At 72.9% G+C, this 13,106-nt stretch carries 10 protein-coding genes; 5 read left to right on the top strand and 5 right to left on the bottom strand.

All coding sequences use genetic code 11. The features are described from left to right. Positions 1–436: 436 nt before the first annotated feature. Positions 437–1,276, bottom strand: a complete 840-nt coding sequence (locus ACIOWN_RS15625) for an ABC transporter ATP-binding protein (protein ID WP_401982469.1) — start codon at positions 1,274–1,276, stop codon at positions 437–439. A gap of 262 nt (positions 1,277–1,538) precedes the next feature. Here ACIOWN_RS15625 and ACIOWN_RS15620 point away from each other — a divergent pair, with 262 nt between their 5' ends. After that, complete coding sequence (locus ACIOWN_RS15620) at positions 1,539–1,994, top strand: ATP-binding protein (RefSeq protein ID WP_401982468.1); 456 nt, start codon at positions 1,539–1,541, stop codon at positions 1,992–1,994. 34 nt (positions 1,995–2,028) lie between these two features. Here the strand turns inward: ACIOWN_RS15620 and ACIOWN_RS15615 are convergent, their stop codons facing one another. Then, complete coding sequence (locus tag ACIOWN_RS15615; protein ID WP_362351534.1) at positions 2,029–2,760, bottom strand: L,D-transpeptidase family protein; 732 nt, start codon at positions 2,758–2,760, stop codon at positions 2,029–2,031. A 135-nt stretch (positions 2,761–2,895) separates the two neighbouring features. Between ACIOWN_RS15615 and ACIOWN_RS15610 the strand changes: the two genes are divergently transcribed. Together ACIOWN_RS15610 and ACIOWN_RS15605 are read left to right on the top strand one after the other, a co-directional pair. Next, the gene (locus tag ACIOWN_RS15610; protein ID WP_234375816.1) at positions 2,896–3,108 is read left to right on the top strand and encodes a hypothetical protein; all 213 of its coding nucleotides are present in this window, start codon (positions 2,896–2,898) and stop codon (positions 3,106–3,108) included. A gap of 263 nt (positions 3,109–3,371) precedes the next feature. Continuing rightward, complete coding sequence (locus ACIOWN_RS15605) at positions 3,372–4,658, top strand: FAD-dependent oxidoreductase (protein ID WP_401982466.1); 1,287 nt, start codon at positions 3,372–3,374, stop codon at positions 4,656–4,658. Positions 4,659–4,720: 62 nt separating this feature from the next. Here ACIOWN_RS15605 and ACIOWN_RS15600 read toward each other — a convergent pair whose 3' ends face one another. Next, on the bottom strand, positions 4,721–5,872 hold the full coding sequence (locus ACIOWN_RS15600; RefSeq protein WP_401982465.1) for a S1 family peptidase: 1,152 nt from the start codon (positions 5,870–5,872) through the stop codon (positions 4,721–4,723). Between the two features lie 231 nt (positions 5,873–6,103). Here ACIOWN_RS15600 and ACIOWN_RS15595 point away from each other — a divergent pair, with 231 nt between their 5' ends. Together ACIOWN_RS15595 and ACIOWN_RS15590 are read left to right on the top strand one after the other, a co-directional pair. Beyond that, complete coding sequence (locus ACIOWN_RS15595) at positions 6,104–6,673, top strand: TetR/AcrR family transcriptional regulator (protein WP_362351543.1); 570 nt, start codon at positions 6,104–6,106, stop codon at positions 6,671–6,673. A gap of 734 nt (positions 6,674–7,407) precedes the next feature. Further along, entirely contained in the window at positions 7,408–10,203 is a 2,796-nt protein-coding gene (locus tag ACIOWN_RS15590; RefSeq protein ID WP_401982463.1) for a SpoIIE family protein phosphatase, read from the top strand. A gap of 106 nt (positions 10,204–10,309) precedes the next feature. Here the strand turns inward: ACIOWN_RS15590 and ACIOWN_RS15585 are convergent, their stop codons facing one another. Together ACIOWN_RS15585 and ACIOWN_RS15580 are read right to left on the bottom strand one after the other, a co-directional pair. After that, complete coding sequence (locus ACIOWN_RS15585) at positions 10,310–11,551, bottom strand: aromatic acid/H+ symport family MFS transporter (protein WP_362351549.1); 1,242 nt, start codon at positions 11,549–11,551, stop codon at positions 10,310–10,312. Positions 11,552–11,622: 71 nt separating this feature from the next. Then, the gene (locus ACIOWN_RS15580) at positions 11,623–13,077 is read right to left on the bottom strand and encodes a benzaldehyde dehydrogenase (RefSeq protein WP_362351552.1); all 1,455 of its coding nucleotides are present in this window, start codon (positions 13,075–13,077) and stop codon (positions 11,623–11,625) included. Positions 13,078–13,106 lie beyond the last annotated feature (29 nt).

Here is a 13,106-nt window from a genome sequence, read left to right as displayed (position 1 = left end):
GGGGGGCGGCGCGGGCGGCGGCGCGCCCCCGCCCCCGGGCGCCGCGGGGGGCGGCGCGGGGGGGGGGGGGGCGCCCGCGCCCCCCCCCCCCCCCCGCCGCCCCCTTCGGTTTCACCCGGCCGCGGTTTCACTCGGCGCGGGCGAGGCCTCTTCGGGCGTTGTTGTAGATGCGCATCAGGTGCTTGGCCACGGCGCATGGAATGGCATGCGCCTGACATTGACGGCAGGTCTGCCTGTGCTGTTCGTAGTCGGAATGCGCTTGCTGCAGAGCAGCGTCCGGAGACGGCATGGGGATCCTTCGCACGGGGGGCTCGGACAGCACGGATGCGCCCGAGGTGACTGGGGAAAAAAGCCCGGAGCCAAAGTGGATCATGTTACTTCGGGTAGAGGGAAGCGGCGCCGGACCGCTGTGTGCGGAGGATCGACGGGCCCCGCCTCACGCGCTTTTGGGGCTCCGCCGTACGGAATGGGCCCACCAGCGGCCCTCGTGCCGGCTGACCGCGATGGGGCGGCTGAAGCACGTGGTCAGCCACGGCCCGGTCAGTACGTCCTCGACGGGTCCCTGGGCCAGGATCCGGCCCTCGCGCAGCAGCAGGGCGTGGGTGACGGCGGCGGAGAGTTCCTCGAGGTGGTGGGTGACCGTCACGGTGGCGAGCCGCGGCCGTCCCTCCGCGAGCCCGTGCACGGCCTCGACCAGATCCTCGCGGGACGGCAGGTCCAGGGCGTTGAAGGGCTCGTCGAGGAGCAGCAGCGCGGGTTCGGCCATGAGGGCCCGGGCGATGAGGACGCGCGCCCGCTGCCCGCCCGAGCAGACTCCGTACGGCCGGGCGGCCAGGTCCTTGATGTCCAGCTCGGCCAGCAGTTCGTGGGCCCGCTGCCGGACCTCCTCGTCGTACATCCGCCACAGTGGCTGCACCGTGCCCGTGTGACCGGTCAGTACGACGGTGTGGGCGTCGAGTTCACCGGGAACGCGCTGCGCGGTGGTGACGTGCCCGATGCGCGCGCGCAGTTCCCGTACGTCGACGCGGCCGAGGAGTTCGCCGAGGACCTCGACGCGGCCGGTCGTGGGGTGCATCAGGGCGCCGAGCAGCCGCAGCAGTGTGGTCTTCCCGGCGCCGTTGGCACCCAGCAGTGCCCAGTGCTCTCCCGCGCGCACCGTCCAGTCGACGTCGTCGAGGATCACCTGGCCGGTCGTGCAGCGGCGGACGCCCACCTCGCGGAGGGCGACGACGGTCCCGTGTTCCCGCGTTGTCCGCTCCGCGGTGTCCTCGGCCATGCTGGACTCCCCTCGACCGTCGAGGCCGTCGCTCGACGGGCACCACGAACGGTAGATGCATCCGGCACCTTGTCGCCGTTTCGTCCGGCTCGTGGACGCGGCGAGGTCGCGGTGAGGTCGCGGTGACGGCGCCGCCGTCGCCGGCTCGGCGCCCCGCGGCGGTCGGTCGCCCGTGTGACGGAGCAGACACGGCGGCCGGAGGCGTGCCCGGCCGGAAGAGGGGTATGTGCACGCCGTGAACAGGGTGGTGAAGGCGGTTGGGATGGAATCCGTCCTCCTCGGCGGCGCGGAGCCGGCGCCGGATACCGGCGTGATACGCATGGCGGCGGCCCTCGACGGCGACGGTGCGTGCATCGCCGAGGCCCGCCATCTCGCGGCCGCGTTCCTTAGCCGGGCCAGGGCCGGCCACGGACTGACGGTGTCGGACCGGGCCATGGACCTGACGCAGCTGGTGGTCAGCGAACTGGTCACCAACGCCCGCAAGTACGCCTCCGGCCCCATCCTGATGGATCTGCGGATCGCCGGAGACGCCGTGGACATCGCGGTCTGGGACAGCGATCCGGTGCTGCCCGTGGCACGGGCAGCCGATCCTGGACGGGTGGGCCAGCACGGTCTGGAGATCGTGATGGCCGTGGTCGAGCGGTTCGAGGTGCGGCGCGAACCGGTGGGCAAGCGTGTCGTCGTCCGCATAGCGCTGCTCGACGCCGCGCGGCCATGAGGCGACTGCGGCCGGCGGCCCCCGCCGGACGGGGTCAGGCCCGGAGGTCCGCGTTGTCCCCCATGACCACGACCGGGTGCTGACGCGGGTCGAGGGAGCGCAGCAGGTACCGCATCGCCGACTCGGACAGGGTCACGCACGCGGAGGTGCCGCTGCCGTGGTCCATGTGCAGCCAGATACCGCCACCGCGTGACTGCCCTTGAGGCCGGGTGGGGTCGTCGGGCGGTGTGCCCTTGACGCGGTTGAAGTCGATGGCGATGACGTAGTCGAAGTCGTGCCAGGCGTTCTTCGTCCAGGACCGGGGCGCCCGGAAGGCGGCGGACCGGGTGTACGGCAGCTTCGCCCCGGGGTCCTCGAGCACGCCGCCGGCGTCGCTCAGCGTGAACACCCCCACAGGGGTGCGCTGGTCGCCCTCGTGATGGTCCGTCGTCCAGCCATTCCTGCCGTTGTGGGCCGGCCAGGAACCCGCCCGCTCCCAGTGCGAGCCGTGCTTGGTGAAGAACTCGACCGTCGCGGCGGGGGAGTCGGGCCCCGCTCCGCGGACGGCGACCACCTGGCGGGACTCGGACGGCACCCGATGCCACATGCGGTCACCGATGCCCGGCACCCGGCTCGGAAGGGCCCCGCGGCCCGGCGTGTGCTCCGCCGGCCCGCCGTGACCGGCCGGGCGCCGGTGGTCCGTACCGCCGCAGGCCGTCAGCGACATCGCCAGCGCCCCACCGACGGCCACCACGGCCGCTGTCCGCAGCGCTCCGCCTTTTCGCATGCGCGCCATGATGGCACCACCCGGGGCGCGTGTTTCACCTGAATGGCCGTCCGTGGCTGCGTGCAGATGGCCCACTCGGTGTCTCCTTGAGTGAGAGAGGCGTCCATCGAGGGAGTGGAGCCGATCATGTATGAGATGTGTGCAGGAGCAGAGAAGCCCGGTGGGGCTCTGGTCTGGCACGTCATGGCCAAGCACACGACCACCACCCTGTGCGGACAGAAACTGGGTCAGCACGTCGACGGCGCGAGCGCACAGCGGGCTGGACACTGTTCCACCTGCATGGCGTTGTTCGGGAAGCTGATGACCGCACCACCCGCGGTCGGCTCTCCCGCCGCCACGGACCATTAGGTCCTGGCACCCGGCTCCCGTCCTCCGCCACGAGGACGGGAGCCGGGTGTTCGCGTTCTGTCCCCCTGAGGCGCGCGGGCCCGGCCGGTCAACACTCGGACCAATTTTTGGCAAGGTGTCCCCATATCGCATTCCGGCGGCGGTCGGTGGGTAACACTGAGCGGCGGAGGGGGGAGACGTGCGGCGGCGCTAGGCCGGCGCGCACATCCCGGAGTGTCACGCCCGCCTTGGGGAAGGCGGCGAGGGGACCAGCGGGGGGATGCATGACGCAGTCGCTTCCGGGGCCGTGGCCTGCCCACGGGGGAGCGCGGCCGGGGCGCCCGGCGCTGCCGGTCGTGGTGGTCGGCGCCGGGCCGTACGGGCTGTCGGTCGCCGCGCACCTGCGCGGGGCGGGAGTTCCGGTGCGGGTCTTCGGTGAGGTCATGGGCAGTTGGCGGCACGCCATGGCGACCGGGATGTTCCTGAAGTCGACGCCGGACGCCGTCGACCTGTCGGCGCCGGAGCCGGGCGGGCGGCTGGCGGACTTCCTCCGGGTGCACGGTGAGCCGGAGCTGACCGAACTGACGCCCATCCCGTGCGAGGTGTTCGTGCGGTACGGCCAGTGGTTCCAGAAGCAGTACGTCGGCGAGGTGGAGCCGGCCCGGGTCGCGGCCGTCGACCTGGCCGCGTCCGGTGCGGGGTTCGCCGTACGGCTGGACGACGGACAGGAGCTCGCGGCCGCCGCCGTGGTCGTGGCCACCGGCCTGAACGGACTGGCCCACATCCCCGGCGAGTTGCGCGGCCTCGCGCCCGAAGGGCCGGGGCCCGGCGCGCCGGTGTCGCACACCAGTCAGCACACCGACCTGTCCCGGTACGCGGGCCGCCGGGTCGCCGTGGTCGGCGGCGGACAGTCCGCCCTGGAGAGCGCCGCGCTGCTCCACGAGTCCGGTGCCCGGGCGCAGGTGCTGGTCCGTGAGAACGGCGTGCTGTGGGGGACGACCCCGGAGCAGGCCCGGTCCTGGACGCGGCGGATCGGCAGGCCCGCCTCACCGCTGGGCACGGGCTGGATCCTGGCCGCGGTCTGCCGGGCCCCCGGCGGGGTACGGCATCTGCCGGCCGCGGCCCGACTGCTGCTGTTCCGGCGCGCGTTGCGTCCCTCGGGCGGATGGTGGCTGCGGGACCGGGTCGAGGGCGTGGTGCCGGTGCGCACCTCGTGCCGGGTCGTACGGGCCGGGACCGACGGGTCCGTCGTGCGGCTGGACCTGGCCGGGCCGGGCGGCGTGGCGGAGGCGCTCGACGTCGACCATGTGCTGGCCGCCACCGGTTACCGTCTGGACCTGGAGGCCGTTCCGTTCCTGTCACCGGCGGTGCGCGGTGCGCTCAGGCAGGTGCCGGGTTCGAGGGCGCCGCGGCTGAGCCCGGGGTTCGAGTCGTCGGTGCCGGGTCTGTACTTCACCGGGTCGCTGGCCGCCCCGATGTTCGGGCCGATGATGCGCTTCGTCGCGGGGACCGGGTACGCGGCGGCCCGGGTCGCCCGGGACAGGGTCCGCAGGACGCACGCCACCGGTTGACCACGCGAGCCGTCGAAGGGGGCCCCGGCCGAGCCTTGCCGGAGCCCCCTGGTCGGTGCGAGTCAGGCGGTGTGCAGGGTCAGTCCGTAGCGGTTGAGGATCTCGTTGACCGGCTGGAACCAGGTCTCGCCGCCGCTGGAGCAGTTGCCCCAGCCTCCGGAGGTGACGCCCTGGGCCTGGTCACCGCTGATGAAGGAGCCGCCGGAGTCGCCCGGTTCGGCGCACACGCTGGTCTTCGTCAGCTCGTGCACCGCGCCCTGGCTGTAGTTGACGGTCTCGTTGTGCGCCAGCACGGTGCCGCAGTGCCAGTGCGTCGTCGAGCCGGAGCGGCAGACCGAGGCGCCGACGGGAGCCACGGCGGAGCCGCGCACCAGCTGGTCCGGGACGGTGCCCCAGCCGAGGACGACCGGGACCGTCCACCAGCCGCTGCCGACGCTGACCCAGGCGTAGTCGTTGTCGGGGAACGAGGACCCCCGGAAGTTGCCGATGTACGAGCCGTCCCAGCCGCTCACCCCGGCGCCGGCCTGGCCGCAGTGTCCGGCGGTCACGAAGCCGCCGTACACCGAGAAGCCGATGGAGCAGCGGGCGTTGCCGGTGTAGTATGGGTCGCCGCCGACCGTGCCCGCGGCGAAGGTCTGCGGCGCCGCGGAGACCGTGCGGACGGTGACGGGACCGGCCGCGCGGGCCTGGGAGAGGAAGCGTCGGACATCGTTGTCGGAGCGCGCGGCGCCGACGACGTCCACGACCACCGTGTTGGCCTTCGGGTCCACCCGCCAGCCGCTCACGCCCTGGGGTGCGGTCGTGCTGTCGAGGCGGGCCTTGGCCGTGTCGAGCTGCCGTGCGCTGTGCTGGACGGTGCGGATCTCGGCGCCGGTGGTCCGGACGGCGCGCAGGGTCGAGTCGGAGGCGTCGGAGGTGACGGCCACGGTGAGGCGGCCCGTCCTGCCGTCGAACCAGGAGCCGCCGAAGGCGGAGCCGGCGGCCGCGCGGGCCTTCGGTTCCACGGCCGTGGCGGTGCGTTCCGCCGACAGGCGCGCCTCGGCCTGCTGCGGGGAGAGTCCCAGCTCACGCTGCATCGCCTGGAGCAGACCGGGGGAGGCGGAGGGTGCGGCGGCGGGGGTCGCCGCACCGGCCGGAGTGGTGCCTGCCACGGCCCAGCTGCCGAGCAGGACGAGCGCGGCCACTGCCACGCGGTGGAGTTTGGTGCGTCTCACAGGGGGTGCCCTTCGTCGTTCCAACGAGGTGGGGGTGGAACACGGAGTGGAACTACCGCGACCTGAGAGCGCTCTCAATCGGGTCGGGGAGCAGCTTAGCGGGACCGGCTGAGCAGGTCCATGCCAATGCTCGTATTCACCGCCGAGCCAGGCGTCCTTCCGTTGCCTAATGGACTTAGGCATATATTCAATGGCTTCAGGTTTTTGGTGGGCTCGGGTGGGAGGAGCGGCATGGCGCGTGCGGGGTTGACCACGGAACGCCTGGTCAGGGCGGGAGCGGAACTGGCGGACGAAGTCGGCTTCGAGCATGTGACCGTCTCGGCGCTTGCCCGGCGGTTCGACGTCAAGGCCGCGAGCCTGTACTCGCACCTGAAGAACTCCCAGGACCTCAAGACGCGGATCGCCCTGCTCGCCCTGGAGGAACTCGCGGACCGGGCCGCCGACGCGCTGGCCGGGCGGGCCGGGAAGGACGCCCTCGCCGCCTTCGCGAACGTCTACCGCGACTACGCCCGGGAGCACCCCGGCCGTTACGCGGCCGCGCGCCTCCGGCTGGACCCGGAGACCGCCGCGGCGAGCGCCGGGGGCAGACACGCGCAGATGACCCGCGCGATCCTGCGCGGCTACGACCTGACCGAGCCGGACGAGACCCACGCCGTCCGGCTGCTCGGCAGCGTGTTCCACGGCTACGTCAGCCTCGAACTGGCCGGCGGCTTCGCCCACAGCGCCCCGGCCCCCCAGGAAACCTGGACCTGGATCCTCGACCGCCTCGACACGATGCTGCGCACCTGGCCCGCGGCGTAGCGTCCACGCGCGTGCGCCCGCGCGTGGCAAGCACGCGTTCGCCTGCGGTGCCCCTGTGCCGGTCGTTCGTGCACGAGACCCGTGCGGGTCCGAGGCTCGCGCCCGCACGGTGGGTCACGGCGTCCGCGTGGCTGCGTATGGATGGGCGATCGGCCGGCGGCTCTCCCCTTGCGCCGCTGCGGCGCCCGCGCCCCCCGTTGTGCCTCCGGGTCGGCCATGGGTGCGTTGCGGCGGGCGCAGCCCTGCGCGCCGGGCCCGTCCATGCTGTGCGGCGGGCTGTCCGCCTGCGATGCCACGCTCGGTGCTCGCCTGTGGCCCGGACCGCAGCCGTCGGCGGGCTTGGACCGGGGCCGCGCCCACACGGCCGTCGGCCGCCCCGCGGCGCCCCCGGGGTGGTCCGTGTTCCGGTCCCGCGTCCGGCCTCCGGTCCCGGTGCGCCTCTGTCGGCGTCGGCCCGGCGGACCGCTCGCCGCCAGGCGCGGCCGGCCGCGCGGCCGGCGCCGACCCGTCGGGCGCGGCCGACTGCGTTCCGTTGTTGTCCGCGGGCGATTCGTAGTCGAGTTGCCGTGAGTCGTCGATGCTTCGCGGAAATTCTCCGCGCCGCGGGGGACAGCGCTTTCACCCGCCGGAATCTCCCGGATCCGAGGATTCCCCTGTGGCCCGGACCGGCCCCTGCCGAACGATCAATCGTGAAAGTCGTGACGATACGGGAGGGCGGATGTTACAAATGCCGGATGGCAGCCCGTTTTACCCGTCTTCGACGTATATCGCTGCGCTCGCTGCTGGGAAAGAGCCCGCGAAGCGTCGCCGGACAGGTGTTCGTTCTACAGGTGGCGCTGGTCGCGCTGCTTGTGGCCTTCGCCGTCTTCTCCCTCGTCCTCCAGTCGCAGCGCGACATCAACGCCGAGGCCAAGCGCCGTTCCGTGGCAGTGGCGCAGACCTTCGCGCACTCCCCGGGCGTCGTGAGCGCACTGCGCACGTCCGCCCCGTCGCAGGTGCTGCAACCCCTCACGGAGGCGGGACGCAGGTCGGCGGGGGTCGACTTCATCGTCGTCATGGACACGAAGGGCATCCGCTACACCCACCCACTGCCGGGCCGCATCGGTCAGCGATTCGTCGGCACCATCGGGCCGTCGCTGGCCGGGAACGTCTACACCGAGAGCGTCCACGGGCCGCTCGGCGAAGAGGTACAGGCCACCGTTCCCATCAGGGACGGCGGCCGCGTCGTGGCGCTGGTCTCCGCAGGTCTGCAGGTCGAGCACGTGACCAGCCAGGTGAACCGGCAGATCCCGATCATCCTGGGCGCCGGGGCGGCGGCGCTGGGCCTGGCCACCGGCGTGACGGCCCTCGTCGGCAGGCGGCTGCGGCGGCAGACCCACAGCCTCGCCCCGGACGAGATGACCCGCATGTACGAGCACCACGACGCGGTGCTGCACTCCGTGCGGGAAGGCGTGCTCATCATCGGTGACGACGGGCGGCTGCTGCTGGCGAACGACGAGGCCAAGCGGCTGCTGGACCTGCCGTCGGACGCCGAGGGCAGGCAGGTGACGCACCTCCGGACGCTGGAGCCCGAGACGGTCGAACTGCTCACCTCCGGCCGCAGGGCCACCGACGAGGTGTACCTCGCCGGATCCCGCCTGCTGGCCGTCAACCAGCGGCCCACCCACCGCGACGGATGCGGCCGGCGCACGGTGGTGACACTGCGCGACTCCACCGAACTCCAGGCCATCTCCGGCCGCGCCCAGGTCGCCAGGGAACGGCTCGAACTGCTCTACGACGCCGGACTGGGCATCGGCACCACCCTCGACGTGGCCCGCACGGCCGACGAACTCGCCCAGGTCGCCGTCCCCCGCTTCGCCGACTACGTCTCCGTGGACCTCGCCGAGGGCGTACTCCAGGGCGAGGAGCCCGCCCCCACCGCGACGGGCCTGCGCCGTATCGCCGTACGCGGTGTGCAGGACGACTCGCCGCTCTACGAGAAGGGCCGGCTGATCGACTTCCTGCCGTCCACGCCCCAGGCACGCAGCTACGGCACCGGCCATCTGGAACTGGTGACGGACCTGGCGTCGGCGCACGGCTGGCAGGCGCAGGACCCGGCACGCGCCGAGGCGATCGTCGACCACGGCATCAACTCGCTGATCTCGGCCCCCATCCAGGCCCGCGGTGTCGTCCTGGGCATGGCCAACTTCTGGCGCTGCAAGGAGCGCGGCCCATTCGACGAGGAGGAGCTGTCCCTGGCCGAGGAACTGGTCGCCCGGGCCGCCGTCAGTATCGACAACGCCCGCCGCTACGCCCGCGAGCACGCCCTCGCGGTCACCCTGCAGCGCAGCCTGCTGCCGCGGGCCCTGCCCGAGCTGACCGCGCTGGAGGTCGGCTACCGCTATCTGCCCGCCCAGTCGGGTGTCAGCGGTGACTGGTTCGACGTGATCCCGCTGCCCGGCGGACGGGTCGCCCTGGTCGTCGGGGACGTGGTCGGGCACGGCCTGCACGCCGCCGCCACCATGGGACGGCTGCGGACCGCGGTGCACAACTTCTCCACGCTCGACCTGCCCCCCGACGAGCTGCTGAGCCACCTCGACGACCTCGTCGGACGCATCGACCAGGACGAGGCCTCCACCGGTGCCGCCGCGGCCGTCGTCGGAGCCACCTGCCTGTACGCGATCTACGATCCCGTGACCCGCCGCTGCGCCATGGCGCGCGCCGGTCATCTCGCGCCCGCGCTGATCAGCCCGGACGGTGATGTCACCTTCCCGGACCTGCCGCACGGCCCGCCGCTCGGCCTGGGCGGCATGCCGTTCCGCACGGCCGAGCTGGAGCTCTCCGAGGGCACCCAGCTCGCCCTGTACACCGACGGGCTCGTCGAGGACCGCAGGCGGGACCTCGACGTCGGCATGGAGATGCTGCGCCAGGCCCTCGCGGGCCACCCCGACCGCTCGCCGGAGCAGAGCTGCCAGGCCGTCCTCGAGGCGCTGCTGCCCGCACGCCCCAAGGACGACGTCGCCCTGCTCATCGCCCGCACCCGGGCGCTGCCGTGCGACCGGGTCGCCGAGTGGGACGTGCCGCCCGACCCCGCCGCCGTCGCCCGGGTCCGCGTCGCGGCCGCCCGCACCCTCGACGAGTGGGGCCTGTCCGAGCTCGGCTTCGGCATGGAACTGGTGCTGAGCGAGCTCGTCACCAACGCCATCCGCTACGGAGGCGAGCCGATCCACGTCCGGCTGATCCGCGACCGCACGCTGATCTGCGAGGTGTCCGACGGCACCAGCACCTCGCCGCACCTGCGCTACGCGGCGACGACCGAGGAGGGCGGCCGGGGTCTGTTCCTGGTGTCGCAGATGACCGAGCACTGGGGCACCCGCTACTCCCCGCACGGAAAGGTGATCTGGGCGGAGTTCGCCCTGCCCGAGAGCGTCGAGCACCCGGGGACGGCCCTGTCCGGGGCGGTCGCGCCCTCCACCGACGACTGGCCCGTCGCACCACGGACACCGGTGCTCCCCGGCCAGGTGACGGCGACCGCGCCGGCTGACGGTTGACCCCGGCCATCGGTGCACAGCCCGTCGGCGGGTCTCCGAGCGGCGACGGCGCGGGACCGACCCCTGGTGGGCGGTCCCGCGCCGTCGCAGGAGACGGACGGACGCGTCAGGCGGCGGCCTCCACCTGCGGGGCGTGCCGCGGCAGCGTCAGCACGGCCAGGAAGCCGAGGACCGCGACCGCGGCGAAGAAGTAGAAGCCCCATGGATGGCCGATGCCCGCCGTGACCAGGGCCCCGGTGATCGTCGGGCCGACGATGGAGCCGATCCGGCCGATGCCGGAGGCCGAGCCGAGGGCGGTCCCGCGCACCGAGGCCGGATAGAAGTGCGTCACGTAGGCGTACACGAGCACCATGGCGGAGAAGACGAACACGCCGGTGAGGAAGACGACGACGTTGAGCAGGACGTCGCTGTTCATCCTGATGCTCAGGCAGCCGAGCATGACCACGGACACCGCGAACCAGCCGAGTATGGTCCCCTTGATGCCCCGCCGGTCGGCCACGAAGCCGCCGACGATCAGGCCGACGACTCCGCCGACGTTGAGTATGAGGAGCTGGGTGACGGCCGTGGGGACGGGGTAGCCGGCGTCGTTCATGAGCTTGGGCAGCCAGGTGTTCAGGCCGTAGACCAGCAGCAGACCCATGAACGAGGCGACCCAGATGCCGATGCCCGCGCGCAGGTAGGCCGGCTTGAGCAGCTCGGTGAGCGGAACCCGCTGCGCCCCCGTCGCCTGCTTGGCCTGCGTGAACGCCTCCGACTCCGGCAGCCGGAACCACTGGATGGCGGCGACGGCGAGGCCGGCCACGCCGAGGACGTAGAACAGGATCTGCCAGTTGTCGGTCACCTGGAGGGCCAGCAGGGATGTGATCACGGCACCGGTGTGGTAGCCGGTCATGGTCAGGGTGCTGGCCCGGGCACGACGGCTGGCCGGCATGTGCTCGGCCATCATCGTCAGCGACACCGGCATGCAGGCGCCGAGGCCCAGACCGGCGACGAGCCGGAGGACGGCGAACATCTCCACGGAGCCGGCCAGCGGCACCACGATGGTGAACACCGAGAACACCACCACCGAGGCGATGAGCAGCAGGCGGCGGCCCAGCCGGTCGGCCAGCGGGCCGACGCAGACGGCGCCGATGGCGACGCCGACGAGCGACAGCGTCGCGATCATGGTGGCGTCGCCCGCGGTCATGCCGAGGTGGCGGGTCTTGAGCAGGGTCGGGATGATGGCGCCGAGGACGACGAGGTCGTAGCCCTCGAGCATGACGGTGATCCAGCACAGGACCACCGTCCACGTGCCGCGCCCGGCGGTGCCGGACTGCACGGTCGTCTGGGACGAGACGGCGGATGTCATTGCGGACGTTCCCCCTGGGGACGGGAGCGGACGGGCGGGGACGAGCAGGGTCGGAACAGGGGCGGGCAGGGTCAGAACGGGTAGTCGGCGATGTCGGGCCGGACGGTGAGCCACTGGGTCTCGGTGAAGGCCTCGACGTTGGCGGCGGCGCCGCCGAACCGGGACCCGGTGCCCGAGGCCTTGACCCCGCCGAAGGGGGCGTTGGGCTCGTCGCTGACGGTCTGCTCGTTGATGTGGACCTTGCCGGAGTCGATCCGGTCGGCGAGCTTCATCGCCGTCCCCACGTCGCCGAGGATCCCCACGGACAGCCCGTACTCGCAGTCGTTGACGATCCGCGCCGCCTCCTCCGGCGTCGAGAAGCCGATGACGGGCGCGACGGGCCCGAAGATCTCCTCGCGCCAGGCCGGCATGTCGGTCGTCAGCCCGCTCAGCACCGTGGCCCGGTAGCCCGCGCCGACGATCTCGCCGCCCGCGGCGAGGGTCGCGCCCGCGGCGACGCTGTCGGTGACGATCCGGTGCACCCGCTCCAGCTGGCGCCGGTCGATGAGCGGGCCGAGCGCGACGTCCTCACGGGCCGGGTCGCCGACCGGCAGGGCCGCGGCCTTCGCGGCCAACGCCGCCGTGTACTCCTCCAGGAGCGACTCGTGGACGATGTGCCGGCCGGTCGTCATGCAGATCTGGCCCTGGTGCAGATAGGAGCCGAACGCGCCCGCGGAGGCAGCCTTCCGCACGTCCGCCCCCGGCAGTACGACCAGCGCGTTGTTCCCGCCCAGCTCCAGGTGGGCCCGCTTGAGCAGCCGTCCGGCCTGCTCGCCGATCGCCCGTCCGACCGGGGTCGAGCCGGTGAAGGAGACCACCCGCACCTCGGGCGCCTCGACGACCGCCCGGCCGACCGGGCCGTCGCCCGGCAGCAGGTGCAGCACGCCGTCCGGCAGCCCCGCCTCCTCGAAGACGCGCGCGATGACGACACCGCCGCTCACCGCGGTGCGCGGGTCCGGCTTGAGCAGCACCGCGTTGCCCAGGGCCAGCGCCGGCGCCACCGAGCGCAGACCCAGGACGAGAGGGAAGTTGAAGGGCGCGATGACACTGACGACACCCGCGGGACGGCGCCGGGAGAAGGACCAGCGGGCGTCCTCGGAGGTGAGCACCTCACCCTGCGGATGCGTCGGCAGGCCCGCGCACTCGAAGCACTCGCCCACGGCGAGCCGCGCCTCGAAGGCCGCCTTGGCCCGTACGGACCCGGCCTCGCGCACCAGCCAGTCCTCGATCTCGGCGGAGTGCTCGGCCAGCAGCTCACCTGCCCGGCGAAGCACGGCGGCCCGCCGCTGCGGGGAGGCCGCCGCCCAGTCGCGCTGCGCCTCCGCCGCGCGGGCGGACGCTCGCCGTACGTCCTCGGCGGTGGCCAGGCCCGCCGTCGCGAGCTGTTCACCGGTCGCGGGCTCGACGACCGGCTGCCCGGCGGACGCGTCCCTCCAGCCGTCGCTGAAGAACTTCTTGCCCCAGACGTCGCTGTCCAGGAGTGCCATCGCGTTTCCTCGCTTCTTCTCGGGGCGGA

Source organism: Streptomyces sp. NPDC087787 (genome assembly GCF_044743035.1).
Taxonomy (GTDB): domain Bacteria; phylum Actinomycetota; class Actinomycetes; order Streptomycetales; family Streptomycetaceae; genus Streptomyces.
The sequence above is the reverse complement of the archived record's forward strand: the minus strand, read 5'-3'. Positions and strand labels throughout refer to the sequence as shown.

Coding starts and splice junctions, on each gene's coding strand:
- ACIOWN_RS15625 (WP_401982469.1), bottom strand. CDS start 1,276: ATGGCCGAGGACACCGCGGAGCGGACAACGCGGGAACACGGGACCGTC.
- ACIOWN_RS15620 (WP_401982468.1), top strand. CDS start 1,539: ATGGAATCCGTCCTCCTCGGCGGCGCGGAGCCGGCGCCGGATACCGGC.
- ACIOWN_RS15615 (WP_362351534.1), bottom strand. CDS start 2,760: ATGCGAAAAGGCGGAGCGCTGCGGACAGCGGCCGTGGTGGCCGTCGGT.
- ACIOWN_RS15610 (WP_234375816.1), top strand. CDS start 2,896: ATGTGTGCAGGAGCAGAGAAGCCCGGTGGGGCTCTGGTCTGGCACGTC.
- ACIOWN_RS15605 (WP_401982466.1), top strand. CDS start 3,372: ATGACGCAGTCGCTTCCGGGGCCGTGGCCTGCCCACGGGGGAGCGCGG.
- ACIOWN_RS15595 (WP_362351543.1), top strand. CDS start 6,104: ATGGCGCGTGCGGGGTTGACCACGGAACGCCTGGTCAGGGCGGGAGCG.
- ACIOWN_RS15590 (WP_401982463.1), top strand. CDS start 7,408: ATGGCAGCCCGTTTTACCCGTCTTCGACGTATATCGCTGCGCTCGCTG.
- ACIOWN_RS15585 (WP_362351549.1), bottom strand. CDS start 11,551: ATGACATCCGCCGTCTCGTCCCAGACGACCGTGCAGTCCGGCACCGCC.
- ACIOWN_RS15580 (WP_362351552.1), bottom strand. CDS start 13,077: ATGGCACTCCTGGACAGCGACGTCTGGGGCAAGAAGTTCTTCAGCGAC.